Source organism: Streptomyces glaucosporus (genome assembly GCF_039533345.1).
GTDB classification, from domain to species: Bacteria; Actinomycetota; Actinomycetes; order Streptomycetales; family Streptomycetaceae; genus Streptomyces; species Streptomyces glaucosporus.
The window spans coordinates 100,997-123,097 of the sequence record NZ_BAAATJ010000018.1 but is presented as its reverse complement, the minus strand read 5'-3'; the positions used below and the strand labels follow the sequence as shown (position 1 = coordinate 123,097).

Genomic DNA, 22,101 nt, shown 5'->3' with positions numbered 1-22,101 from the left:
GGCCCGCCGGGACTCACTCCTCGTCGGGGAAGGAGGCCCGCAACTCCTCGCGCATCGACCGCTGGAAGGCGGTCACCAGCGCCTGCACCACCATCGGCTGCATGTGGGCCGACAGCTCCCGCATGGTCTCCACCTGCTCCGGATCGTCCTCCCGCCGCCGGTAGGGGTCCCAGACCTCCTCCTTGAACAGCCGGCTCAGCTCGCGGGCCGCGGCACGGCTGTGCTCCAGGACGACCGAGCGCGCCGCCAGGAGCGTCTCCAGCGTGACGGGCACCTCCAGCAGCCGCACCCCCAGGTGGAGGATGACGGGATCGACGCGGAAGACGTCCGGGTCGCCGGTCCGGGCCAGGACGTTCATCGCCGCCAGCCGGTCGATGTCGTCCTCCGTCAGCTCCCGTCCCGCCCGCCGCTGGAGCTTCTCCCGGGTGGTCTCCTCCTCGGCGTCCGGCGCCCAGGACGCCACCAGCGCGCGGTGGAGGGCGAGGTCCTGCGGACTGAGGTCGGGCGGAAGCTGCCGCAGGTAGCGCTCGATGGCCGCCAGGGTCATCCCCTGGTGCTGCAACTCCTCGATCAGCGCGAGCCGGGACAGGTGCTCGGGCCCGTACCGCCCCACGCGCCGGGGGCCGATCTCGGGCGGCGGCAGCAGCCCCCGGGTGGAGTAGAAGCGGATCGTGCGGACGGTCACGCCGGCGCGCGCCGCCAGCTCGTCGACGGTCAGGGAGCCAGCCGGGTCCTTCATGCCGGACAGTATCGCTGTCTCACCAATGGTGTGAAGCCGTGTGGCGGCACCGGCCGGGCCCGGACCCGGGGACTCAGGGCCGGACGGCGGTGATCCAGTGCGCCACGGGCCGCACCCGGCCCCGGGCGAGGTCCGCGAAGCCGGCCGCGGAGACCATCTCCAGGTGCCGCTCGGCGGGGCCGCGGAAGTCGGCCACCATCAGCCGCCCGCCGGGGCGCAGCACCCGGAACATCTCGGCGAACGCCCGCTCGCGTTCGTCCTTCCGGACGTGGTGGACGGCGAAGCTGGTGACGACGGCGTCGAACGAGCCGTCCGGAACGTCGATCCCCTGGGCCGTCCCCACGGCGAACTCGCTGTTCTCGCCGCGCCGCCTCGCGCGGTCGCGGGCGTACCCGACCATCCGGGACGACGGGTCGATCCCCAGCACGCCGCCGCCGGGGGCGACGGTCGCGGCGACCGCGCGGGTCAGCGCGCCCGTACCGCAGCCGATGTCCAGGACGCGGTCGCCGGGCCGTGTCCCGGCCAGTTCGGCGAGCCGCGCGAACATCCGGCGGCGCACTCCGGGCAGGGCGAGCGAGCTGAACAGCTCGTAGCGCCGGGGGTGGTCGATGACGATGCCGGGGCTGTTCCCCTCAGCGCCGCCTGCGGTTCCGGTCATGGTGGTCCCCCAAGAAACTTAGTGACGACTAAGAACATCGCCGAGCTTAGTCGCCACTAAGTTGCCGGGCAAGACGGCGGACGCAGGTGGGTAGCATGGGCCGATGCCCCAGCAGGAACCGACCACCGCCGCCACGTGCCGTGTCCGGCTGAGTGCGGCCGACCGCAGGACGTCGATCCTGGACGCCGCCACCGAGGTCTTCGCCGAAGCCGGTTACCGCCGCGGCCGGGCGGCCGAGATCGCCGCCCGCATCGGGGTGAGCGAACCGGTGGTCTTCCAGAACTTCGGCTCCAAGGCGGCGCTGTACGCGGCCGTGCTCGACCGGGCCGCCGAGCAGGTCGGCGCGACCATGCGCGAGGAGCTGGCGACCTGCTGCCACGGCTCGGCGGCCGTCTTCCTGGAGCACGTCACGACCCCCGGCCACGTCGACCGGATGCACGAGCGCGGCACCCTGGGCGCCCTGCTGGCCGACGCCGCCGCCCTCACCGACGAGCCCCGCATCGCCGAGGCGTACCGGCGCGGCACCCGGCGCATCGCCGAGGAGCTGACGGCCGTCCTGGCCCAGGGGCAGCGCGCCGGGGAGATCACCCCGGAGATCGACCCGGCCGCCGGCGCCTGGTGGCTGCTGTCGCTGCTCGCCTCGCACCGCTTCCGCCGCACCGCCGTCCCCGAGGAGACCAGGGCGGACACGGAGGACCGGCTCGCGGAGATGACCCACCGCCTGCTCGTGGCGCCCGCCGGCCCCCGAATTCCCGATCGCGCCCGTCCGGCGCGTCCGTCCGCATAGGCTCCTGCCGGACCCCTGACGGGCCGTCGGCCCCGTCCCCGATCCGACGAGGAGGCTCCATGACGGGCACGGCACTCCCGGGAAGCGGCGCGCACACCCGGATCGACACGACCGTCCCCCACTCCGCCCGGATGTGGGACTACTGGCTGGGCGGCAAGAACCACTACGAGGTCGACAAGGCGGCCGGTGACCAGGTGCGCCGGATCCACCCCGGCATCCTCGACTACGCCCGCGCCGACCGGGCGTTCCTGGGCCGGGCGGTGCGGTACCTGGCCGGCGAGGCGGGCGTCCGGCAGTTCCTCGACATCGGCACCGGCCTGCCCACCTCCGACAACACCCACGAGGTCGCCCAGCGCATCGCCCCGGAGTCGCGGATCGTCTACGCCGACAACGACCCCATCGTGCTGGCCCACGCCCGCGCCCTGCTCACCTCCACCCCCGAGGGCGCCACCGACTACCTCGACGCCGACCTCCACGACCCCGACGCCATCCTGCGACGGGCCGCCGCGACGCTCGACTTCACCAGACCGGTCGCGGTCATGCTGCTGGGCATCGTGATGTTCGTGGCGGACACCGGGCGGGCCCGCGCCATCGTGGAGCGGCTCATGGACGCGGTGCCCTCCGGCAGCCACCTGGTGCTGTCGCACACCATCACCGCGCCGGGGCTGGAGGACGTGGACGCCGCGGTGGAGTACTGGAACAGCGTCGGCACCCCGAAGCTCCACCAGCGCACCCCCGAGGAGATCGCACGGTTCTTCGACGGCCTGGAACTGCTGGAACCGGGCGTGGTGTCGTGCTCGCGGTGGCGCCCGGAGCCCTCCGCGGCGGGCGGCGAGCCCGAGGAGGTCGCCTTCCACTGCGGCGTGGGCCGCAAACCGTAGGGCCCGCCCCGCCCGGGGAGGACGGCCCGGACACCCCATCGGCACGAGGAGCCCCGCGCATGGACGCACCCCGCGACCCGGACCCCGCACCGGACACGTCCGCCGCGGCCACACCCCCGGCCGCCGCCGAGCTGGGGCTGGAACCCCACCCCGAGGGCGGCTGGTACCGGCGGCTGTGGGCGGCCGCCGAGCAGGTGACCACCGCCCGCGGGCGGCGGGCCGCCGCGACCGCCGTCCACTACCTCCTCGCCCCCGGCGAGGAGTCCCGCCCGCACCGCGTCGCCTCCGACGAGCTGTGGCTGTGGCACGGCGGCGGCCCCCTCGCCCTCGCCCACGCCCCCGAGCCGGACGGCGCGCGGCCCGTCACCACGGTGCTCGGCGCCGGCCGGGGGCTGGCAAGGACGTGGTGGGCGCTGGTGCCCGCCGGACACTGGCAGACCGCCCGGCCCGCGGGCCCCGAGCCCGCCCTGGTGACCTGCGTCGTCGCCCCGGGCTTCGACTGGGCCGACCTCACCCTCCTCGGGGAGTGAGGGGCGGGGGCGGCATCCGGCGTCCGCCGGGTGCCGTCCCCGCCCCCGGCCGTCACATCGGCTCGGTGTCGGTCAGCTCGCCGTCCAGCAGCAGCCAGCGCGTGATCCCGATGTCCCGCAGGAACGGGATGTCGTGGCTCGCCACGACCAGCGCGCCCTCGTAGGACGCCAGCGCCCCGGTGAGCTGCCTGACGCTGGCCATGTCCAGGTTGTTCGTCGGCTCGTCCAGCATCAGCAGCTGCGGTGCCGGCTCGGCGAGCAGCAGCGCCGCCAGGGTCGCCCGGAACCGCTCGCCGCCCGAGAGGGTCCCGGCCGGCCGGTCCGCCCGCGAGCCCCGGAACAGGAAGCGCGCCAGCCGCGCCCGGACGTGGTTCTCGGTCGCCTCCGGCGCGAACCGGGCGACGTTCTGCGCGACGGTCAGCCCGTCGTCCAGCACGTCCAGCCGCTGCGGCAGGTACCGCGCGGGGACGTGGACCACCGCCTCGCCCGCCGCCGGCTCCAGCTCCCCGGCGACCGTGCGCAGCAGCGTGGACTTGCCCGCGCCGTTCCGGCCCACCAGGGCGACCCGCTCCGGCCCGTGGAGGTGCAGCTCGGCGCGGGCCCCGTTGCGCAGCTCCAGCCCGCGCAGGGTCAGCACGGAGCGGCCGCGCGGCACGGCGGTGCGCGGCAGGTCGACGCGGATCTCGTCGTCGTCCCGGAGCGCCTCGGCCGCCTCGTCCAGCCGTTCCCTCGAATCCTTCAGCCGCTCCTCGTGGAGGATGCGGTGCTTGCCCGCCGATTCCTGCGCGGCCCGTTTGCGGGCGCCCGCCACGATCTTCGGAAGGCCCGCGGTGGCGGCGGCCTTCCTGCCCTGGCGCGCCCGCCTGGCCAGCTTCTCGTGGGCCTCGGCCAGTTCGCGCTTCTGGCGCCTGACGTCGGCCTCGGCCGTGCGGACCGCCCGCTCGGCCGCCTCCTGCTCCACGGCCAGGGCCGCCTCGTAGTCGTCGATGTTCCCGCCGTACCAGCGGACCCCGCCGTCGCGGAGGTCGGCGATCCGGTCGACGCGCCGCAGCAGCTCGCGGTCGTGGCTGACCACGACCAGCACCCCGTTCCAGGAGTCGACGGCGGCGTACAGGCGGTGGCGCGCGGCCAGGTCGAGGTTGTTGGTCGGCTCGTCCAGCAGCAGGATCTCCGGCCGGGCCAGCAGCAGCGCGGCCAGCCGCAGCAGGACGGCCTCCCCGCCGGAGACCTCCCCGATGGTGCGGTCCAGCCCGACGTGCTCCAGGCCGAGCTGGTCCAGGACGGCGCGGGAGCGCTCCTCGACGTCCCAGTCGTCGCCGACCGCGGTGAAGTTCTCCTCGCTCGCGTCCCCGTTCTCGATGGCGTGCAGCGCGGCGCGGGCCTTCGCGACGCCCAGCGCCTCGTCCACCCGCAGGGCGGTGTCCAGGTGGACCGTCTGCGGCAGGTAGCCGACCTCGCCCGCGGTGTGCACGTGTCCCTTCGACGGGCTCAGCTCACCGGCGATCAGCTTCAGCAGGGTGGACTTCCCGGCGCCGTTGAGCCCCACCAGGCCGGTGCGGCCGGGGCCGGCCGAGAAGTGGAAGTCCTCCAGGACGGGCGTGCCGTCCGGCCAGGCGAAGCGCAGCCCGGAACAGGTGATGGACGCGGTGGACGGTACGGAAAGCGGCATAGGGGCCTCCGGTTGCTCTCGTGGTGGGGGAGGGGGCAACACGCGGAGGCACCGGGGACGCCGTGCGACGACACGGAGACGGGGAGCGGGGAGAACGCGAAGGCCCCGGACGCATCCTGTCCGGAGGGCGGCTCACAGCCCGAGGTCGACGCACGCACGACGAACAACGCGGGGCACTCCCGCGGATCCGGTGCCTCGGAACCTCAGACGAGCAACGGCCTCTCCGATCGCCGACAACAGGGCCGCCGAAAACGCTACGACAGGCGGGACGGGCCCGCAATCGGTTTTTCCGCCACCGTCCGGAGGAGACCCGGAGGAGACCCGGAGCGGGCCAGGGGCGGGCCCGGGGCGGCTGGCCTCCCCTTCGGAGGTGTGCTGTGCTGCGGACCATGACCGACCGAGCCCGCCGCGCCGTCCGCCCCGTCACCTGGCCCCGCCTGACCGAGGCGGTCGCCGACCGCCTGGCCGCCGCGGACACCCACGACGGCTCGCCCTGGACGCGGGCGGCGGTCGACGGCGCCCCGGCGGCCCGGCCGGGGCAGTGGGCGGACGACCTCGCCGAGGCGCTGCGGCTGCGCGGCCGCCCCGTGCGGCGGGTGAGCGCGGGCGGCTTCCTGCGGCCGGCGTCGCTGCGGCTGGAGTACGGGCACCGGGACCCGGACGCGTACCACGACCTGTGGCTGGACACCGGCGCCCTGTGGCGGGAGGTGTTCGGGCCGCTCGGCCCCGGCGGCACCGGCCGGATCCTGCCCGACCTGTGGGACCCGGTCACCGACCGCGCCACCCGCAGCCCCTACGTCACCCTCCCGCCCGGCGGCGTGCTGCTGCTGGACGGGCCGCTGCTGCTCGGCCGCGGCTTCCCGCTGGACCTCGCCGTCCACCTGCGGCTCTCCCCGGCCGCCCTGGCCCGCCGCACCCCCGAGGAGGAACGCTGGACGCTGCCGGCCTTCGCCCGCTACGAGGAGGAGACACGCCCGGAGGAGACGGCCGACGCGGTGGTCCGCGTCGACGACCCCCGCCACCCGGCCTGGACCGGCTGACCCGCCCACGTGCCGGAGCGGATGAGTACGAGCGCCCATGTCGGCGGGCGCCGTCCGTCCGTAGCGTCACGGCCATGACGGTGGGCGCGCGGGGACGGGGCACGGGACGGAAGCGGACCCGGTGGGCGGTGGGAGGCGGAGTGGCGCTGTACCTCGCCGTGGTGCTCGCCGTGGTGGTCGCCGTCCTCATGCCCGCGGCCCGCCGGATGTGGTACGGCGAGCCGTATCCGACGGCCGATCCGGACGTCACCGCCGAACGCCTCCAGGACCGCTCCCGGTGGGCGTACGACCTCCTCGACCTGCCCGAGCCGGTCACCGAGGCGTGGAACTTCGTCGAGGACGGGTCCTGCCAGCACCGCGGATACCAGTACCTCGCCCACTGGGACGAGCCCGTGGAGGGCGTGATCGGCCTCGAGCACTCCTGGGGAGTGGACGGGATCGAGGAGAACACGGCCAGGGCCGCCCTGGGACGGTTGCGCGGGCGGCTGGAGTCCGAGGGCTGGAAGCCCACCCACGACCTCGGACGGGAGAGCGCCCGCTCCACGTCCCTCAATTTCTGGCACCTGCACCCGAAGAGCGGCCTGAAGGTCAACGCGCGGTGGCACGACTCCCGCAAGGGGCTCTTCGTGTCCTTCCACGCCCCCTGCGCGCGCATCCCGGACGGACACCCCCGGAAAGACGAGCCGACGCACTTCTGGCACCCCGACGGACCGTTCTGACGACCCGCCAGCACCACCGAACGCGCCGCCCCTCGCCATCGGACGGCGGGAAGACGAAGCCGGTGGCCCGGCCCGTGACTCCGGCCGCGCCGTCGCCGAACGGGCGGGGTAACATCCCTGCCAATGCCCGGACGTAGCGCAGAGGCAGACGCGCTCGCATGGCGTGCGAGGGGACGCCGGTTCGAATCCGGCCGTCCGGGCAGGTTCGGCACGGTCCCGTAGCGCAGAGGCAGACGCGTCCGCATGCCATGCGGGAGGACGCCGGTTCGAATCCGGCCGGGGCCACCGGGGAGAGGGAGTCACGGGGGCATGCACGAGGCCGGCGGCGCCGGGGGGATCACCGACGACGAACTCGCGGCGTTCGACCGCACCGTGGCCAAGCTGCGGGCCCTGCCCGCCGACGACCCGGTACGGCTGCGCGCCGAGCAGGTCGCCGCGTCCTTCGCCCGCGACGGACGGCTGCGCCGCAGGAAGGACCGCGACCGGAACCGGGCCGCCGCCGACGCGGCCACCGTCGCCGCCACCGCCACCGGATCGGCCGCCCGACGCGAGGACGCCCCGCTGGACGGACCGGGGGACCCCGGCGTCTTCGCCCGCCCCCGCCGCTGCTACGTCTGCAAACGCCCCTACCGGCGCGCCGACGCCTTCTACCACCTGCTGTGCCCGGAGTGCGCCGCCGACAACTCCGCCCGCCGCCGGATGCGCACCGACCTCACCGGCCGCCGCGCCCTCCTCACCGGCGGCCGGGTGAAGATCGGCTTCCAGCTCGCCCTGATGATGCTCCGCGACGGCGCCGAACTGATCGTCACCACCCGCTTCCCCCACGACGCGCTGCGCCGCTTCGAAGCCGCCGAGGGCAGCGGGGAGTGGCTGGACCGCCTCACGGTCGTCGGGATCGACCTGCGCGACCCGCGCCAGGTCATCGGCCTGTGCGAGAGGCTCCGCGCCGACGGCCGCCCGCTGGACATCCTGGTCAACAACGCCGCCCAGACGGTGCGCCGCCCGCCCGAGGCGTACGCCGTCCTCGCGGAAGGGGAGCGGCGCGCCGCCGCCCGCGCGCTTCCCGCCGGGGTGCTGTACGCCCCCGGCTACCGGCCGATGGCCGGCGCGCCCCTGCCGCAGGCCGCCCTCGCCCCCGCCCTGCCCGGGCGGGACCCCTCCGCCGGACCGGACGCCCTGCCCGCGGTGGACGCCCTGCCCGCCGTGGACGAGGCCGGGCTGCTGCCCGACACCGCCCCGCGCAACTCCTGGTCCGCCCGGCTCGGCGAACTCGACCCTGCGGAGGTGCTGGAGACCCAGCTCGTCAACGCCCTCGCCCCCGCCCTGCTCTGCGACCGCCTGCTGCCGCTGCTGCTGGCCTCCCCGCACCCGCGCCGGTACATCGTCAACGTCACCGCGGTCGAGGGCCGGTTCGCCGTGCGGAACAAGACCGCCGGCCACCCGCACACCAACATGGCCAAGGCCGCCCTCAACATGCTCACCCGCACCAGCGGGCCCGAACTCGCCGCCCACGGCGTCCACATGTGCGCCGTGGACACCGGCTGGATCACCGACGAGAACCCGGCCCCGAAGAAGGCCCGGCTCGCCGGGCGCGGCTTCCGCACCCCGCTCGACGTCGTCGACGGCGCGGCCCGCGTCTACGACCCCATCGTGCGCGGCGAGGCCGGAGCACCTGTCTCCGGCGTCTTCCTCAAGGACTACCGGGAGGCCGAATGGTGACCGCCGACAGGCAGCAGGCCGGGGGATTCGCGGGCATCGGGCCCGTCACCCCGCGCCCGGCGGACGACCTCGCGCCCCTGCTGGCATGGCTGCGCACCGGACAGGAACCCACCGGACGCCTGGACTTCACCGCCGGCACGGCCCTGCCCGACGGACGCCTCGACCTGTGCAAGCAGGCCCTCGGCCCGGACGGCGCGGCGGCCGTCGCCGACGCCCTGCGCCCCGGGCCCGTACGGCACCTGCTGCTGGGCACCGACGGCCTCGGCGACCAGGGCGCGTCCACCGTCACGGAGAAGGCCGCCGGCTCGGGGATCGAGACGCTCTACCTCGGCTGCAACGGGATCACCGCGGGCGGCGTCTGCCGCATCGCCGACGGACTGCGCGCCTCCCCGCAGGCCGTCACCGGCGTCTGGCTCAAGCGCAACCCGCTGGGCGCGGACGGCGGCGGGGGAGGGCGGGCCGTGGCGGACCTGGTCGAGTCGGCGCGCTCCCTGCGTACCCTCGACCTCGTCCAGACCGGCCTGGACGCCCCCCAACTCGCCCTCGTCGCCGAGGCGCTGGCCACCGCCGACCGCCAGGGCCGCCGCATCGAGAGGCTCTACGCGGGAGGCAACCCCCTCGGCGCCGAGGGCGCGCGTCCGCTCGCCGCGCTCCTGGCCGACGGAGCGGTCGGCGAACTGTACGCCGCGGCAGCCCGGCTGGGCGACGAAGGAGCGCTCCTCCTCGCCGACGCCCTGGCCCGCGCGCCCCACGGGCGGCTGCGGCGGCTGTCGGTGGCCAGCAACGGCATCGGCCCGCGGGCCGCGGCGGCCCTGGTCTCCGCCGCCGTCGCGGCCGGGGTGGAGGTGTGCGACCTGGGCCGGGTGAAGGCGGCGGGAGCGCTCGGCGCCCGCGACAACCACGTGGACGAGGACGCCGCCCGCACCATCGCCGGGGCGCTGGCGGAACGGCCGCACCGGATGACGCACCTGGTGCTGGCCCACACCGGGATGCGCAGCCGCGAGGCGCACCGCCTCCTCGACACGGCCCCGCACGCCGCCACTCCGACCCGGTTCCTCCTGGGCAAGGGCATCGCGGCCAGCGTGCGCCGCCGCCTCGACGCGCTCGCCGGACGCATTCCGCCGCTGCCGCCCGTCCCCGCCGACGTCGCCGCGATCCGCAGCGTCCACCGCCAGCCGCCCCCAGGGACCTGACGACTCCCGAGGAAAGGAGGGTAACCGTCGCTCACCAGGAAGCGGTTCGCTCCGAACGCCTTGCTGGCCGGGTCCTTTCCGAACCAGATGTCGTCATCCCCGACGTCTCCTGCTTCGAACCCGAGGTAGGAGCCCAGCGGTCCCATGCTCATCGCCAGAAGTCCGCCTCCGGTTTCCCCTTTGGAAGGGAGCCTCGTCACCGGGTCGTTGTCGGCGGAACCGACATGGACGTGATCCTTGCCGACGCCCAGCTCCTCGGCCCTCTGGGCGCCCACCCCGGGACTTCCCAGCAGAACGATGTCATCGGCTCCAGGGATCCCCCCGCGTTCCTGTGCGGCGAGACCGACGGTGAGGGAGCCGTAGGAGTGGCCGATTGAGGTCGGATGAGGGTCGGTATGGTGGTTGGTCGCCGCCGGCCGGACAGCTCACCGACCCGTCGGCGTGGACGGTGAGTTCCAGGGCCGCCGCCTCGTCGAGGACGTCGTTCAACTCCTTCTGGAGCGGTCCGAGTTCCTGGGCCAGGCCGTCCAGCGCGGTGCGCACGAGACCGCATTCCGCACGGACGTACTGGAAGTTCTCGTTCAGCCTCCGCAGCCTGCGGACCGCGGCCCTCTCGGCCTCTCCTCCTGCGTCCCGCCCAGTTTCCTCGTCATGCCGCTGTCGACACGGGTACGGGCCGCGCCCGCCCGGCGGCTGACGTCGGCCCAGCCGTCGGCGGCCTCCTCGATCCCCGGGAGTTCGAGATCCCGCAGCCCGGGCCTCCACGCGCCGGAGCGCCGGGCCCGGACCGCGGCCGCTCCGCGAGTTCGATCAACCGCTGCCAGACATCGGTCCGCCGATCGGCCGTCATCGCGCCGTCCCACCCCCGAGCATGCCGTGCCGGAACGCGCTCCACCGGCCCCGGGCCCGGGAGTCCGGGAAACGGGGGCGCACCGGGAGCCGCTGCCCGGCGAGGGCATCCGCGCGGGACGGCCCGACTCCGGGCGTACACGCACATGTCCCCGGGCGGTTCGGCCCGGCGGGAGCGCGGAATCACCGGGCGGATCGCGGTACCCCGCTACAAGCCCCCCGTGGTGTCCGGCCGCTCGGCCGGGCGCCACGGGGGGCGGGGCAGGGGCGGCGGCAGGCGAGCCGGCCTCACCCCCTGTGCCAGCGGGCCAGGGCGAACAGGAACAGGCCGTACAGCATCAGCCCGACGGCGACCGCCGCCAGCAGCCAGGGCCCGGCCGGGGTCTCGGCGAGGGAGCGCAGGGAGTCGTCCAGGCCCTTCGCCTCGTCCGGGTCGTACCGCACGGCCGCCAGCACCACGAAGCCGCCCGCCACCGCGAACACCACGCCGCGCGAGACGCCGCCCGCCACCCCCAGCACGTCCACGGCGCGCCGCAGACGCGCGGGCACCGGCCCCAGCTCCTCCCGGAAGGAGTGCCGCAGCGCCCGCACCACGCTCCACACGCCGATGCCGACGATCACCAGCCCCAGCGCCCCCGCCAGCCAGCGGCCCACCGGCAGGTCGAACACGCGGGAGGTGAGGTCGCGGGACTGCCGGTCGCTCGAACCGCCGCTCCCGGAGCCGGCGGCGAAGGCGATCGCGGACGCCGACAGGACGGCGAGCACCGCGCACCGCGCGGCCGAGCGCAGCCGTTCCCGCGGCCTGTGGCCGTTGGGACGCGCCGCGCCCAGCAGGGCCTCCGCCAGACGCCACAGGGCGAGCCCGGCGAGTCCGATGCCGACCGCCCACACCAGGAACCCGCCGAACGGCTGCCGGGCCAGTTCCCGCAGCGCGCCGCCGCTGTCCGCCTGGCTCCCGCGATCGCCGGAGGCCATGCGCAGCGCCAGCACGCCGACCATCAGATAGACCACGCCGTAGGCGACCAGCCCCCAGCGGGCGGCGGCCTCCATGGCGGAGCTGTTCGCGGCCCGTCTCGCGTTTCCGCGCACCGACGCCGGTGCGGTTGTCGTAGTCCTCATGCCGCGCCGTCTGCCCCGTACGGGCGCGGTGACGCCTGGCGGAGGGCCCGGCCGAGCCGCCCGGGGCCGGACGGGCGGCGGCGGTCCACGCGGGGACGGCCGGGAGGGGAGGCCGCCGGACGGGGCACGGGCGGCGGAACGGTTATAGCCTGGAAATGCCTTCGTACGTCTGCGTGAGGGAAGGCGACATCATGACATTCGTCCAGGTCATCGACTGCAGGACACACCAGGCGGAGAAGCTGGACAGCCTGATGGACAGCTGGGTCAAGGCGACCCAGGGGAAACGCACCGCCACCCACTCCATCGTCGGGCGGGACCGCTCCGACCCCGCGCACGTGGTGGAGATCGTGGAGTTCCCCTCCTACGAGGAGGCGATGAGGAACTCGCACCTGCCCGAGACCGACCGGATCTTCCAGGAGATGCTGCGGATCTGCGACGAGGCGCCCACGTTCACGGACCTGGACGTCTCCCGCGACGAGCAGCTCAACACCGGCATGGCCCGCACCTTCGTCGAGGAGGTGATCAACCGGAGGAACTACGACGTGGCGGACGCGCTGTGCACCCCCGACTACAGGGAGCACGACCCCGCCCTGTCGTCCTACGGCGTCGGGCTCGCGCGGGCCAAGGAGGAGAACCGGGAGATCCTGGAGGCGTTCCGGCCCGTGCTCACCGTCGAGAGCATGATCGCCGAAGGCGATCTGGTGTGCGCGCGGCTCTCCTACACGGGCCGCCACGTCGGCCCGTTCAAGGGCGTCGAGCCCACGGACCGGGAGATCACGGGGACCGGCCACGTCACCTTCCGCTGCGAGAACGGGAAGATCGCGGAGGGCTGGTGGAACTGGGACGACCTCGGCCTGCTGCGGCAGATCGGTGCCGTCGAGATCTAGCGCCCGGCGTTTGGCCGCGGTGCGCGGGAGCGTGGCCGAGGATGTGACACGCCGTCAGGCCACTGTCACCCACATGGGTGTTGTTCGCCCCTTTCGCGGTGAAACGCCTGCCGGATTCGCGAGGATGACGGCGACCGTTTCACCAGGCCGCCCCTCCTCTCCGGGGAGGGGCGGCGACCGGAAGGGGGAAATCCATGCGTACACGTGTGGCGCACTTCGTCGGTGCCGTGGCCCTTGCCGCGGGGCTGCTCACGGGGGCTCCGTCCGCCGCCGTCGCCGAACCCGCCGCGACGGGAGCGGTGGCCCTCTACGAGGGCCAGCGGATCAACCTGCTCAAGGACGGCTGGAGGGGGGCCCACACCTGTGTGGTCACCACCGCGCAGGACGTCGACTGCTACGGCACGCGCGGTGAGGCCGACGCCGCCCTCGGCCACGACGGGTCCGCCGGGACGAAGGCCCTCCCGGACTGCGCCCGGGGCTGGCTGTGCATCTTCGAGCACGCCAACGGAGGCGGACGCCGGCTGATCTTCAACGACGAGCAGTGGCACGACCTCGACCAGTACGGCTTCGCCAACCGGGCCAGCTCGTGGCGGAACAACCAGAGCCGCGGCGACTCGGGCGGCCTGCAGATGGGCAACGGGCAGCAGATCTGGCTCGGCGCCCCGGAGTACAGCGCCAACCTCGGCAGCTACAACGACCGCGCGCGCTGGGTCCACGGCTGACGGACCGGCGACACCGGCTCGAGGAAGAGGAAGGGGCCGGGCCCATCGGGGCCCGGCCCCTTTCGCCGTCCGGGCGTCCGGGCGCCCTGGAGCGGGAGGAGGCGTCCCGGGACCGGAGGGGCGTCAGGAGAACGGCGTCGCCATCTCGTCGAGGATCTCCTCGATGACCTCGGCGGGGTCGCGCGTCTGCTCCTCCTCGGTCCACAGGTGCATGCCGATCCGCGCGGCGGTGAGGAACGCCGCCGCCACGACCTGCGGACGCACCCCCTCGGGGCACTGCCGCTCGGCGAGGGCGAGGGCGAGGTCGCGTTCGAGCGCCGCGTGGTTGGCGAGCTGCCGGGCGAGGACGGAGGGGTGCCGTTTGGCCAGGCGGGTGCGCACGGCCCACTCGGGGTCCAGGCGGCCGTGCCGGTGGAACAGGGCGCGCACCGCCCGGCGGAGCGCGGTCCAGGCGGGCTCGTCGGCGGGGCGGTCCCGCACGGCCCGGACGAACGCGCGGATGTGCTCCTCCTCGCCGTAGAGGAGGGCGTCCTCCTTGCCGGCGAAGTAGTTGGAGAACGTCCTGCGCGAGATCCCGGCCATGTCCGCGATGGCCTCGACGGTGACGTGCTCGAAGCCGTGCTCGACGGCGAGGCGGAGCGCCGCCTCGTGTACGGCCTGCCGGGTGGCGGCCTTCTTGCGCTCCCGCAGTCCCAGTGTGTTCTCCATGCCGCCATCATCCTACGGTCGGTAAAGACTTCCCAATGAGAAAATTTGCTCACCGGGCATGCAAAGCGCAGGGGTTCCCCGTCCCCCTTCCCCTTCCGGAGGTTGTGCGTGAGCGCACACACGGCCGCGCCCGCGGAAGCCGGGCCGGCGGACCACCGCGCTGTCCTGCGCTCGTTGACCGGGCTGCTCATCGTGCTGTTCACGGCGGTGATCAGCAGCACCGTCGTCTCGGTGGCGCTCCCGCAGATCGTGGGCTCGCTCAAGGGCTCCCAGACCCGGTACACCTGGGTCGTCACCGCGATGCTGCTGACGTCCACGGCGTCCACCCCGGTCTGGGGCGGGCTCGCCGACCTGTTCAGCAAGAAGCTGCTGTTCCAGATCGCGATCGGCCTCTTCGTCGTCTCCTCGCTGGCGTGCGGTTTCGCCCGGAACACCGGCCGGTTGATCGCCTTCCGCGCCGTCCAGGGCCTGGGCGTGGGCGCGCTCCAGACCCTGGTACAGGTGATCATCGCCGCGATGATCAGCCCCAGGGAGCGCGGCCGGTACAACGGCTACCTCGGCGGCGTCATGGCCGTCGCCACCGTCGGCGGGCCGCTGCTGGACGGCGCCATCACCGACGTCTCCTGGCTCGGCTGGCGCTGGTGCTTCTTCATCGCCGTCCCGTTCACGCTGGCCGCCGCGGAGCGGGCGGCGGGTCCACGCTCGACCTGACGGGCATGCCGCCCGCCGCCGTGGAGATCGTCCGCGCCGCCTACGGCGACGGCACCGGCCACATCTTCCTGATCTCCGCGGGCATCGCCGCGGTCGGCGTGATCGCCACCCTGTTCCTCACCCCCGTGAGGCTCCGCGACAGCGTCGACCTGACGCCGGGCGCGGGCGGGACGGACGACCGGGCCCCGCTGGAGAAGACCGGCGGGACCGCGGCCGGCTGACCCGCGGCGACGCACCCGCGGCGGGAAGCGGCCGGGCTCCGGCGGACCAGCCGTCCGCCGGAGCCCGGCCGCCGTGTTTCCGGTCGGCCTGCGCGGCTCAGCGGCCGCCGGAGCCGAGCAGGCCCGCGCGGCGCAGGGCCTCGGCCATCTCGCTGTTGACGGGAGCCGCGTCGCGGTTCCGGCCGCCGCCCCGCCGCTGGCGCTGGCCCTGCCCCTGGCGCTGGCCCTGCCCCTGGCGCTGGCGCGGGGCGCCGCCGCGCCGCTCGCGCGCCGGACGGCCGCCCTGCTCGCCGCCCGCCGCCGGACGGGCGTCGTCGTCCAGCCGCATCGTCAGCGAGATCCGCTTGCGCGGCACGTCCACGTCCAGCACCTTGACCTTCACGATGTCGCCCGGCTTGGCGACCTCGCGCGGGTCCTTCACGAAGGACCGCGACATCGCCGAGACGTGGACCAGGCCGTCCTGGTGGACGCCGATGTCCACGAAGGCGCCGAACGCGGCGACGTTGGTCACCACGCCCTCCAGGACCATCCCCGGCTCCAGGTCGCCGATCTTCTCCACGCCCTCCCTGAAGGTGGCCGTGCGGAAGGCCGGGCGCGGGTCGCGGCCCGGCTTCTCCAGTTCCCTGAGGATGTCGGTGACCGTGGGCAGGCCGAAGGTGTCGTCCATGAAGTCCTGCGGGCGCAGGCTGCGCAGCACCTTCGTGTTGCCGATGAGCGCCGCCACGTCCTCGCCCGTGGCCTTCACCATCCTGCGCACCACCGGGTACGCCTCGGGGTGCACCGCGGAGGCGTCCAGCGGGTCGTCGCCGCCGCGGATGCGCAGGAAGCCCGCGCACTGCTCGTACGCCTTGGGACCCAGCCGGGGGACGTCCCGCAGCGCCCTGCGGCTGCGGAAGGGGCCGTTGGCGTCGCGGTGGGCGACGATGTTCTCCGCCAGCCCCGGGCCGATGCCCGACACCCGCGACAGCAGCGGCACCGAGGCGGTGTTGACGTCCACGCCGACGCCGTTGACGCAGTCCTCGACGACCGCGTCCAGCGAGCGGGACAGCTTCACCTCGGACACGTCGTGCTGGTACTGGCCGACGCCGATGGACTTGGGGTCGATCTTGACCAGTTCGGCCAGCGGGTCCTGGAGGCGCCGGGCGATGGAGACCGCGCCGCGCAGCGAGACGTCCAGGTCCGGCAGCTCGCGGGAGGCGAAGGCCGAGGCGGAGTACACCGAGGCGCCCGCCTCGGAGACCATCACCTTGGTCAGCTTCAACTCCGGGTGCGCGGCGCACAGTTCGGCGGCCAACCGGTCCGTCTCCCGGGAGGCGGTGCCGTTGCCGATGGCGATCAGCTCGACGCCGTGCTCCCTCGCCAGCCGCGCCAGGGTCGCCAGCGACTCCTTCCAGCGGTTCTGGGGGACGTGCGGGTAGACGGTGTCGGTGGCGGCGACCTTGCCGGTGGCGTCGACGACCGCCACCTTCACGCCCGTGCGGTAGCCCGGGTCCAGGCCCATCGTGGCGCGGGTGCCGGCCGGGGCGGCCAGCAGCAGGTCGCGCAGGTTGGCGGCGAACACCGCGACCGCGTCGTCCTCGGCGGCCGTGCGCAGCCGCAGCCGCAGGTCGATGCCCAGGTGCACCTGGATGCGGGTCCGCCAGGCCCAGCGCACCGTGTCGGCCAGCCACTTGTCGGCGGGACGGCCGCGGTCGGCGATGCCGAACCGGCGGGCGATGGCGCGCTCGTACTCGCCCGGGCCGGCGGGCGCGCCCTCGGCGGCGTCCTCCGGCTCCGGGTCCATGGTGAGGTCGAGGACCTCCTCCTTCTCGCCCCGGAGCATCGCCAGCACCCGGTGCGAGGGCAGGTCGGTGAACGGCTCGGAGAAGTCGAAGTAGTCGGCGAACTTGGCGCCCTGCTCCTCCTTGCCCTCCCGCACCTTCGCCACGAGCCGGCCGCGCCGCCACATCGTCTCGCGCAGTTCGCCGATGAGGTCGGCGTCCTCGCCGAAGCGCTCGGTGAGGATCGCCCGCGCGCCCTCCAGCGCGGCGGAGGCGTCCGCGACGCCCTTGTCCGGGTTCACGAACGCCGCCGCGGCGGCGGCCGGTTCCACCGTCGGATCGGCCAGCAGCCCGTCGGCCAGGGGCTCCAGCCCCGCCTCGCGGGCGATCTGCGCCTTGGTGCGCCGCTTGGGCTTGTAGGGCAGGTAGATGTCCTCCAGCCGCGCCTTGGAGTCGGCGGCGCGGATCCGGGCCTCCAACTCGGCGTCGAGCTTGCCCTGGGCGCGCACGGACTCCAGGATCGCCGTCCGCCGCTCCTCCAGTTCCCGCAGGTAGCGCAGCCGCTCCTCGATCGTGCGCAGCTGCGCGTCGTCCAGGGCGCCGGTGGCCTCCTTGCGGTAGCGCGCGATGAACGGCACGGTCGAGCCGCCGTCGAGCAGTTCGACGGCGGCCCTGACCTGCCGTTCGCGTACGCCGAGTTCCCCGGCGATCCTGCCCTCGACGGACGCCGGGCCGGCCGCTTCGCCGGCCGCAGCTCCCTCGACGGGCATCTCTCCGATGGACTGTGTCACGATCCGTTCCGCCTTCTCGGTGCTGGGTGTTCCCCCGGTAGCCCGCATTGTTACAGGCGGCACCGACGCGCGGACGGTCAGACGCGGCGACCGGCGTGGGAAGCCCCGCCGAAGAGGCGGGCCAGGAGACGGAAGGGCAGTGTCACCACGGTGGCGACGGCGCCGCCGACGGTACGGAGTGCGTCTGCTATCGCTTTGAACATGCCATAACGGGTGACCGCTCGGATTCCGGGCAAACCACCGGATCCGCCGGCCCGTTACCGGCCCCGCCCGCTCAGCCCTTGCCGAACAGGCCGTCGGGGAAGGCGCCCGCGCCGACGACCGCGGCGGTGAAGGCGCCGCACAGCTCGGTCAGCCGCTCGGTGCCGGCCGCGCCCAGGTGCTCGTAGGGGGCGCGGTCGAGCCGGTCGGTCTCCTCCTCCAGCTCCTTGCGCAGGGCGACGCCGGCCTCGGTCAGCTCGCCCTCGGCGTCCAGCAGTCCGCGCCCGCGCAGCCGCTCCTGGGCCTCCTCCCAGTCCCGCCGGGTGTGGCCGCGGGTGGCGAGCACCCACCTGGGAGCCATCCCGCGACCGCTGGCGGTGTGGCTGACCAGCGCCTCCAGCGGGTCCAGCCCGGCGTGCCGCAGGGCGATGACGTGGCCGTCGCCGCGGTGCTCGCGCAGCAGGGAGGCCGCGTGCCACAGCGCCAGGTGAGGGGCCTCGGGCACGGGGAGGTCGGCGTGCGCGGCGTACAGCGGGCGGCCGGGACGGACACACCCCTCCGCGGCGCGCAGCGCCAGCCCGGCCGCCTCGGCCATCTCCCCGGAGGCCACCGCCTCCTCGCCCAGCAGCCGCCGCAGCATGGAGTCGGCGGCGCGCAGCCGCGCGGCGAGCACGGTCTCGGGGGAGGCCAGTTCCCACACGCCCGGCAGGTGGCGGGCGACGAGGTCGTGGTGGAAGTTGTAGAAGGTTGCGGTGACGACCCCGGGACCCACCCGGCCGAGCGCCGCGGCACGCGCGGCGAAGTAGACCGCGGAGGGGTCCTCGATGCCGTAGGGGGCGAGCTCCCGGGCCAGGTCGGGGGCGAAGTACAGGGCCGAGTGCAGCGGGTTGACGACGTTGTGGCAGCGCCGTCCGGCGCGTGCGGGGAGCGAGGTCATGACCGGCACGCTACCTGCCGGTAATGGGCCAGGTGAAGACCGGCGGGCGTCGTTCGAGGAAGGCGGCGACCCCCTCGGCGGCCTCGCCGCTCTCCCGCGCCCGGCGCTCCCAGTACGCGATCCGCTCCGGGTCCGGCGGGGCGCCCGCGCCGTCGGCGAACTCCTTGGCCGCGGCCTGGGTGAGCTGCGAGCGCGAGACCAGCAGGCGTGCGAACTCCGCCACCCGGCGGCCGAGTTCCGCGTCCGGGTGCACCTCGTCGACCAGTCCGGTCCGCAGGGCGCGTCCGGCGTCGATCAGCTCGCCGGAGAACAGCAGGTACTTGGCGGTGGCCGGGCCGACCAGGGACACCAGCCGACGGGTGGAGGAGGCCGGGTAGACGATGCCCAGCTTCGCCGGGGTGATCCCGAAGAGGGACCCCTCGGCGGCGAAGCGCAGGTCGCAGGCGGCGGCGAGCTGGCATCCGCCGCCCACGCAGTGGCCGCGCACGGCCGCCAGGGTGGGGCGGGGGAAGGCCGCCAGGGCCTCCTCGGCGGCCACCGCCAGTCCCCTGGACTCCCCGGGACCGCCCCGCAGCGCGCCGATGTCGGCGCCCGAGCAGAAGGTGTCCCCCGCGCCGGTGAGGACGAGCGCCCGTACCGCGGGGTCGGCGGCGAGCTCCTCCAGCACGGCGGGGACGCGACGCCACATCCCGGGCGTCATCGCGTTCCGCTTGGCCGGGTTGCGGATGGTGAGGGTGGCGACGCCGCCCTCGACGGCGGTGAGCACGGCCGGCTCGGTGGGCTGGGGCATGGGCCGGATGGTAACGGCCGCGGGGACGGGCCCCCGTCGCGGGCCGCGGGGCCCGGCGCGCAGGGTCGGTCACGGCCGTGAACGGTGCGTAAGTCTTCTGTCAATTGCCATCGATAAGTGCCGACTTGCGGTCACCCCGCCGGACCGCCCGCGCCGGGGCCCAACACTCGACCCGATACTCGACGGAGCGCCGGTCCACGAGGCCGGGCCGGCGGACACACGGCGGGCGAGCCGGGAGCGGGGGGCGGGCAGATGGAGATCCGTGGGGACGCCTTCCCCGAACCGGACGGGCACGCGCCGGCCCCGGGCGGGCCGGCGGTGCGGCCGCAGCCCTACGAGGGCACCTGGCGGTTCACCGCCCCGGTGCGGGACTCCTCCGTGCCCCGGGCCCGCCACCTCGTGCGCGACCTCCTCCGGCGCAGGGGCGCCCCCGTCTCCGACGAGCTGCTCCACGGCCTGCTGCTGATTCTCTCGGAGCTGGTCACCAACGCCGTACGGCACGCGGCCCTGCTCTCGGAGGAGATCGGCGTGGAGGTGGCCGTCGGCCCGGACTGGGTGCGGATCGGGGTCGAGGACGGCCACCCCTACCGCCCCTCGGCGCCGCCCGCCGACCCGGCCCGGGAGCACACCGGAGGGCGCGGCCTGCTCCTGGTCGAGGCCACCGTCACCGAGGCGGGCGGGATTTTCGAGGTGCACCGGACCGCGTCCGGCGGCAAGGTGGTGTGGGCCGTCCTGCCGATGGGCCGCCGGCCCGCCGGAGGACCGGGGTCACCAGCCCGCTGAGGCCCCGGCCACCTCGCGGATGCCCGCGCGCGCCGCGTCCAGCACCGTCATGAACCAGGCCGAGAACGGCTCGGCCTCGTGCCGCTTCAGCAGCTCCTCGGGCGTCACGAACGCCGTCTCGGCGATCTCCTCCGGGTCCGGGCGCGGGGTGTCCCGCACCAGTCCGGCGAAGAGGTGGTTGTACTCCTGCTCCACCAGGCCCGAGGCCGGGTCCGGGTGGTTGTAGCGCACCGTGCCCGCCTCCCGCATCAGCCAGGGAGCCACCCCCAGCTCCTCGCCCACCCGGCGCGCGGCGGCGGCGAAGGGCGGCTCACCGGGGTACGGGTGACCGCAGCAGGTGTTGGACCACACGCCGGGGGAGTGGTACTTCCCCAGCGCCCGGCGCTGGAGGAGCAGCCGGCCCATGTCGTCGAAGAGGAAGACGGAGAAGGCCCGGTGCAGGCGGCCGGGGGCTTGGTGGGCGGACAGCTTCTCCGCGGTCCCGATGGTCGCGCCGTTCTCGTCGACCAGTTCGAGCATGATCGGGTCCGCCGTGCTGTTCGTCATGTCCGCCCTTCGCCAGAATGTGCCGGAACAGTGCTTCTCCGATGTTCCGACTTTCCGTCCCAGTGTGCCGCACGCCACCAGGTGGTGCGCGCCGTCCCGGGGCGGAGCGGACGGCCGCGGACGGGCCGCGGACCCGTCCCGTCTCAGTGGCACAGACGGCCCTCGTACGCCGCGTGCCCGCGCGGTTCGAGCTGGAAGGTGCAGTGCTCGACGTCGAAGTGACGGCCCAGGCAGCTCTGCAGGTCGTGCAGGATCCTGTCGTGGCCCGCCGACTCCAGCTCCGCCCGGTCGACCACCACGTGCGCGGAGAGCACCGGCATGCCCGAGGTGATGGTCCACACGTGCAGGTCGTGCAGGTCCTCCACGCCCGGCACCCCCAGGATGTGCTTCCGCACCTGGGCCATGTCCACGTGCCGGGGCGCGGCCTCCAGCAGGACGTCGACCGCCTCGCGCGCCAGCCGCACCGTGCGCGGCACGATCAGCACCGCGATCAGCAGCGAGGCCACGGCGTCGGCCCGCTCCCAGCCGGTCACCACGATCACCAGCGCGGCGACGATCACGGCGAGCGACCCCAGGGCGTCCGCCGCCACCTCCAGGAAGGCGCCGCGCACGTTCAGGCTCTCCCGCTGCCCCTTCATCAGCAGCAGCATGGACAGGCCGTTGAGGGCCAGACCCACCACGCCGAACAGGACCGTCAGCCCGCCGGGCACCTCCTCCGGACGGTGCAGCCGGTGCAGGGCCTCCACCAGGATGTAGCCGCCGACCCCGAGCAGCAGCACGCAGTTGAGCAGCGCCGCGAGGATCTCGGCCCGGGCGAACCCGAAGGTGCGGCGCTCGCTGCCGGGCCGGTTGGCGACGTGGATCGCCAGCAGCGCCATCCCGACGCCGACCACGTCGGTCGCCACGTGGCCCGCGTCCGCCAGCAGCGCCAGCGAACCGGTCAGGGCGGCGCCGGCGGTCTCGGCCAGCAGCAGCACGACCGCGATGGCCAGGGCGGCGCGCAACCGCCCCCGGTACGCCGCCGCCGCGGTGCCGGGGCCGCCGGGAGGCGGCCCGCCGTGGTTGTGCCCTGCGCCCATGGTCGATGCCTCCGTCATATCGCGGTCGATCGGCGGACGACCTCAGTCAACTACGGGAGGGG

22 protein-coding genes, 2 tRNA genes and 2 pseudogenes are annotated in these 22,101 nt (G+C 74.6%); 14 read left to right on the top strand and 12 right to left on the bottom strand.

Features of this window, described 5'->3' with window-relative positions; translation table 11 throughout:
• Window positions 1-13 precede the first annotated feature (13 nt).
• Both ABD358_RS19205 and ABD358_RS19200 read right to left on the bottom strand, forming a co-directional pair.
• The gene (locus ABD358_RS19205; protein WP_344632303.1) at window positions 14-739 is read right to left on the bottom strand and encodes a MerR family transcriptional regulator; all 726 of its coding nucleotides are present in this window, start codon (window positions 737-739) and stop codon (window positions 14-16) included.
• Between the two features lie 73 nt (window positions 740-812).
• A complete protein-coding gene (locus ABD358_RS19200; RefSeq protein WP_344632302.1) occupies window positions 813-1,397 on the bottom strand; it encodes a class I SAM-dependent methyltransferase in 585 nt (194 codons plus the stop codon).
• A gap of 103 nt (window positions 1,398-1,500) precedes the next feature.
• Here ABD358_RS19200 and ABD358_RS19195 point away from each other — a divergent pair, with 103 nt between their 5' ends.
• The 3 genes from ABD358_RS19195 to ABD358_RS19185 are packed head-to-tail and all read left to right on the top strand — an operon-like array spanning window position 1,501 to window position 3,595.
• The gene (locus ABD358_RS19195) at window positions 1,501-2,184 is read left to right on the top strand and encodes a TetR/AcrR family transcriptional regulator (RefSeq protein WP_344632301.1); all 684 of its coding nucleotides are present in this window, start codon (window positions 1,501-1,503) and stop codon (window positions 2,182-2,184) included.
• Between the two features lie 59 nt (window positions 2,185-2,243).
• A complete protein-coding gene (locus ABD358_RS19190; protein WP_344632300.1) occupies window positions 2,244-3,065 on the top strand; it encodes an SAM-dependent methyltransferase in 822 nt (273 codons plus the stop codon).
• A gap of 59 nt (window positions 3,066-3,124) precedes the next feature.
• Entirely contained in the window at window positions 3,125-3,595 is a 471-nt protein-coding gene (locus ABD358_RS19185; RefSeq protein ID WP_344632299.1) for a cupin domain-containing protein, read from the top strand.
• 52 nt (window positions 3,596-3,647) lie between these two features.
• Here the strand turns inward: ABD358_RS19185 and ABD358_RS19180 are convergent, their stop codons facing one another.
• Window positions 3,648-5,264 carry an ABC-F family ATP-binding cassette domain-containing protein gene (locus tag ABD358_RS19180; RefSeq protein WP_344632298.1) on the bottom strand — a complete coding sequence of 539 codons (1,617 nt, stop codon included), beginning with the start codon at window positions 5,262-5,264 and terminating at the stop codon, window positions 3,648-3,650.
• Window positions 5,265-5,653: 389 nt separating this feature from the next.
• Here ABD358_RS19180 and ABD358_RS19175 point away from each other — a divergent pair, with 389 nt between their 5' ends.
• The 6 genes from ABD358_RS19175 (at window position 5,654) to ABD358_RS19150 (ending at window position 9,935) form a co-directional block, all read left to right on the top strand.
• Window positions 5,654-6,304: a nucleoside/nucleotide kinase family protein gene (locus ABD358_RS19175; protein WP_344632297.1), complete on the top strand. Its 651-nt coding sequence runs from the start codon at window positions 5,654-5,656 to the stop codon at window positions 6,302-6,304.
• A gap of 74 nt (window positions 6,305-6,378) precedes the next feature.
• Window positions 6,379-7,023, top strand: a complete 645-nt coding sequence (locus tag ABD358_RS19170; RefSeq protein WP_344632296.1) for a hypothetical protein — start codon at window positions 6,379-6,381, stop codon at window positions 7,021-7,023.
• A gap of 127 nt (window positions 7,024-7,150) precedes the next feature.
• Window positions 7,151-7,223, top strand: a tRNA-Ala gene (locus ABD358_RS19165).
• 12 nt (window positions 7,224-7,235) lie between these two features.
• Window positions 7,236-7,308, top strand: a tRNA-Gly gene (locus ABD358_RS19160).
• A 24-nt stretch (window positions 7,309-7,332) separates the two neighbouring features.
• Complete coding sequence (locus ABD358_RS19155) at window positions 7,333-8,742, top strand: SDR family NAD(P)-dependent oxidoreductase (RefSeq protein ID WP_344632295.1); 1,410 nt, start codon at window positions 7,333-7,335, stop codon at window positions 8,740-8,742.
• Window positions 8,736-9,935: a leucine-rich repeat domain-containing protein gene (locus ABD358_RS19150; RefSeq protein WP_344632294.1), complete on the top strand. Its 1,200-nt coding sequence runs from the start codon at window positions 8,736-8,738 to the stop codon at window positions 9,933-9,935. The genes ABD358_RS19155 and ABD358_RS19150 overlap by 7 nt, the downstream gene beginning before the upstream one ends.
• 23 nt (window positions 9,936-9,958) lie before the next feature.
• On the opposite strand, the pseudogene ABD358_RS19145 reads toward ABD358_RS19150, so the two are convergent.
• Together ABD358_RS19145 and ABD358_RS19140 are read right to left on the bottom strand one after the other, a co-directional pair.
• Window positions 9,959-10,348: pseudogene (locus ABD358_RS19145) on the bottom strand (alpha/beta hydrolase); the annotation flags it as partial.
• A gap of 724 nt (window positions 10,349-11,072) precedes the next feature.
• Window positions 11,073-11,903, bottom strand: coding sequence for a DUF1206 domain-containing protein (locus tag ABD358_RS19140; RefSeq protein WP_344632293.1), 831 nt, complete (start codon window positions 11,901-11,903; stop codon window positions 11,073-11,075).
• 191 nt (window positions 11,904-12,094) lie between these two features.
• Here ABD358_RS19140 and ABD358_RS19135 point away from each other — a divergent pair, with 191 nt between their 5' ends.
• Window positions 12,095-12,790, top strand: coding sequence for an ester cyclase (locus tag ABD358_RS19135; RefSeq protein ID WP_344632292.1), 696 nt, complete (start codon window positions 12,095-12,097; stop codon window positions 12,788-12,790).
• A 194-nt stretch (window positions 12,791-12,984) separates the two neighbouring features.
• Complete coding sequence (locus ABD358_RS19130) at window positions 12,985-13,512, top strand: peptidase inhibitor family I36 protein (protein WP_344632291.1); 528 nt, start codon at window positions 12,985-12,987, stop codon at window positions 13,510-13,512.
• A gap of 123 nt (window positions 13,513-13,635) precedes the next feature.
• On the opposite strand, the gene ABD358_RS19125 is transcribed toward ABD358_RS19130, so the two are convergent.
• Window positions 13,636-14,220 (bottom strand): TetR/AcrR family transcriptional regulator, encoded by a 585-nt coding sequence (locus ABD358_RS19125; protein WP_344632290.1) that lies wholly within the window; start codon window positions 14,218-14,220, stop codon window positions 13,636-13,638.
• Window positions 14,221-14,328: 108 nt separating this feature from the next.
• Here ABD358_RS19125 and ABD358_RS19120 point away from each other — a divergent pair.
• Together ABD358_RS19120 and ABD358_RS19115 are read left to right on the top strand one after the other, a co-directional pair.
• Window positions 14,329-14,901 (top strand): annotated as a pseudogene (locus ABD358_RS19120) (MFS transporter); the annotation flags it as partial.
• A gap of 35 nt (window positions 14,902-14,936) precedes the next feature.
• Complete coding sequence (locus ABD358_RS19115) at window positions 14,937-15,152, top strand: hypothetical protein (protein ID WP_344632289.1); 216 nt, start codon at window positions 14,937-14,939, stop codon at window positions 15,150-15,152.
• A gap of 97 nt (window positions 15,153-15,249) precedes the next feature.
• Here ABD358_RS19115 and ABD358_RS19110 read toward each other — a convergent pair whose 3' ends face one another.
• The 4 genes from ABD358_RS19110 to ABD358_RS19095 form a co-directional block, all read right to left on the bottom strand.
• Complete coding sequence (locus ABD358_RS19110; RefSeq protein WP_344632318.1) at window positions 15,250-17,682, bottom strand: Tex family protein; 2,433 nt, start codon at window positions 17,680-17,682, stop codon at window positions 15,250-15,252.
• Window positions 17,683-17,780: 98 nt separating this feature from the next.
• The gene (locus ABD358_RS19105) at window positions 17,781-17,906 is read right to left on the bottom strand and encodes an LPFR motif small protein (RefSeq protein ID WP_344632288.1); all 126 of its coding nucleotides are present in this window, start codon (window positions 17,904-17,906) and stop codon (window positions 17,781-17,783) included.
• Window positions 17,907-17,977: 71 nt separating this feature from the next.
• Entirely contained in the window at window positions 17,978-18,841 is an 864-nt protein-coding gene (locus ABD358_RS19100; protein ID WP_344632287.1) for an SCO6745 family protein, read from the bottom strand.
• A gap of 10 nt (window positions 18,842-18,851) precedes the next feature.
• Window positions 18,852-19,631, bottom strand: coding sequence for an enoyl-CoA hydratase/isomerase family protein (locus ABD358_RS19095; RefSeq protein ID WP_344632286.1), 780 nt, complete (start codon window positions 19,629-19,631; stop codon window positions 18,852-18,854).
• 252 nt (window positions 19,632-19,883) lie between these two features.
• Between ABD358_RS19095 and ABD358_RS19090 the strand changes: the two genes are divergently transcribed.
• Window positions 19,884-20,414, top strand: a complete 531-nt coding sequence (locus ABD358_RS19090; protein ID WP_344632285.1) for an ATP-binding protein — start codon at window positions 19,884-19,886, stop codon at window positions 20,412-20,414.
• On the opposite strand, the gene idi is transcribed toward ABD358_RS19090, so the two are convergent.
• Entirely contained in the window at window positions 20,400-20,960 is a 561-nt protein-coding gene (idi, locus tag ABD358_RS19085) for an isopentenyl-diphosphate Delta-isomerase (RefSeq protein ID WP_344632284.1), read from the bottom strand. The two genes, ABD358_RS19090 and idi, sit on opposite strands and share 15 nt — an antisense overlap.
• A 143-nt stretch (window positions 20,961-21,103) precedes the next feature.
• Window positions 21,104-22,039, bottom strand: a complete 936-nt coding sequence (locus tag ABD358_RS19080; protein ID WP_344632283.1) for a cation diffusion facilitator family transporter — start codon at window positions 22,037-22,039, stop codon at window positions 21,104-21,106.
• Window positions 22,040-22,101: the final 62 nt, after the last annotated feature.

Excerpts from the sequence above, each read along its gene's own strand:
- ABD358_RS19090 (WP_344632285.1), top strand. The coding sequence starts at position 19,884 with ATGGAGATCCGTGGGGACGCCTTCCCCGAACCGGACGGGCACGCGCCG.
- ABD358_RS19155 (WP_344632295.1), top strand. The coding sequence starts at position 7,333 with ATGCACGAGGCCGGCGGCGCCGGGGGGATCACCGACGACGAACTCGCG.
- ABD358_RS19180 (WP_344632298.1), bottom strand. The coding sequence starts at position 5,264 with ATGCCGCTTTCCGTACCGTCCACCGCGTCCATCACCTGTTCCGGGCTG.
- ABD358_RS19115 (WP_344632289.1), top strand. The coding sequence starts at position 14,937 with ATGCCGCCCGCCGCCGTGGAGATCGTCCGCGCCGCCTACGGCGACGGC.
- ABD358_RS19190 (WP_344632300.1), top strand. The coding sequence starts at position 2,244 with ATGACGGGCACGGCACTCCCGGGAAGCGGCGCGCACACCCGGATCGAC.
- idi (WP_344632284.1), bottom strand. The coding sequence starts at position 20,960 with ATGACGAACAGCACGGCGGACCCGATCATGCTCGAACTGGTCGACGAG.
- ABD358_RS19105 (WP_344632288.1), bottom strand. The coding sequence starts at position 17,906 with ATGTTCAAAGCGATAGCAGACGCACTCCGTACCGTCGGCGGCGCCGTC.
- ABD358_RS19135 (WP_344632292.1), top strand. The coding sequence starts at position 12,095 with ATGACATTCGTCCAGGTCATCGACTGCAGGACACACCAGGCGGAGAAG.
- ABD358_RS19200 (WP_344632302.1), bottom strand. The coding sequence starts at position 1,397 with ATGACCGGAACCGCAGGCGGCGCTGAGGGGAACAGCCCCGGCATCGTC.
- ABD358_RS19110 (WP_344632318.1), bottom strand. The coding sequence starts at position 17,682 with ATGCCCGTCGAGGGAGCTGCGGCCGGCGAAGCGGCCGGCCCGGCGTCC.
- ABD358_RS19100 (WP_344632287.1), bottom strand. The coding sequence starts at position 18,841 with ATGACCTCGCTCCCCGCACGCGCCGGACGGCGCTGCCACAACGTCGTC.
- ABD358_RS19170 (WP_344632296.1), top strand. The coding sequence starts at position 6,379 with ATGACGGTGGGCGCGCGGGGACGGGGCACGGGACGGAAGCGGACCCGG.
- ABD358_RS19140 (WP_344632293.1), bottom strand. The coding sequence starts at position 11,903 with ATGAGGACTACGACAACCGCACCGGCGTCGGTGCGCGGAAACGCGAGA.
- ABD358_RS19205 (WP_344632303.1), bottom strand. The coding sequence starts at position 739 with ATGAAGGACCCGGCTGGCTCCCTGACCGTCGACGAGCTGGCGGCGCGC.
- ABD358_RS19185 (WP_344632299.1), top strand. The coding sequence starts at position 3,125 with ATGGACGCACCCCGCGACCCGGACCCCGCACCGGACACGTCCGCCGCG.
- ABD358_RS19130 (WP_344632291.1), top strand. The coding sequence starts at position 12,985 with ATGCGTACACGTGTGGCGCACTTCGTCGGTGCCGTGGCCCTTGCCGCG.
- ABD358_RS19125 (WP_344632290.1), bottom strand. The coding sequence starts at position 14,220 with ATGGAGAACACACTGGGACTGCGGGAGCGCAAGAAGGCCGCCACCCGG.
- ABD358_RS19080 (WP_344632283.1), bottom strand. The coding sequence starts at position 22,039 with ATGGGCGCAGGGCACAACCACGGCGGGCCGCCTCCCGGCGGCCCCGGC.
- ABD358_RS19095 (WP_344632286.1), bottom strand. The coding sequence starts at position 19,631 with ATGCCCCAGCCCACCGAGCCGGCCGTGCTCACCGCCGTCGAGGGCGGC.
- ABD358_RS19150 (WP_344632294.1), top strand. The coding sequence starts at position 8,736 with ATGGTGACCGCCGACAGGCAGCAGGCCGGGGGATTCGCGGGCATCGGG.
- ABD358_RS19175 (WP_344632297.1), top strand. The coding sequence starts at position 5,654 with ATGACCGACCGAGCCCGCCGCGCCGTCCGCCCCGTCACCTGGCCCCGC.
- ABD358_RS19195 (WP_344632301.1), top strand. The coding sequence starts at position 1,501 with ATGCCCCAGCAGGAACCGACCACCGCCGCCACGTGCCGTGTCCGGCTG.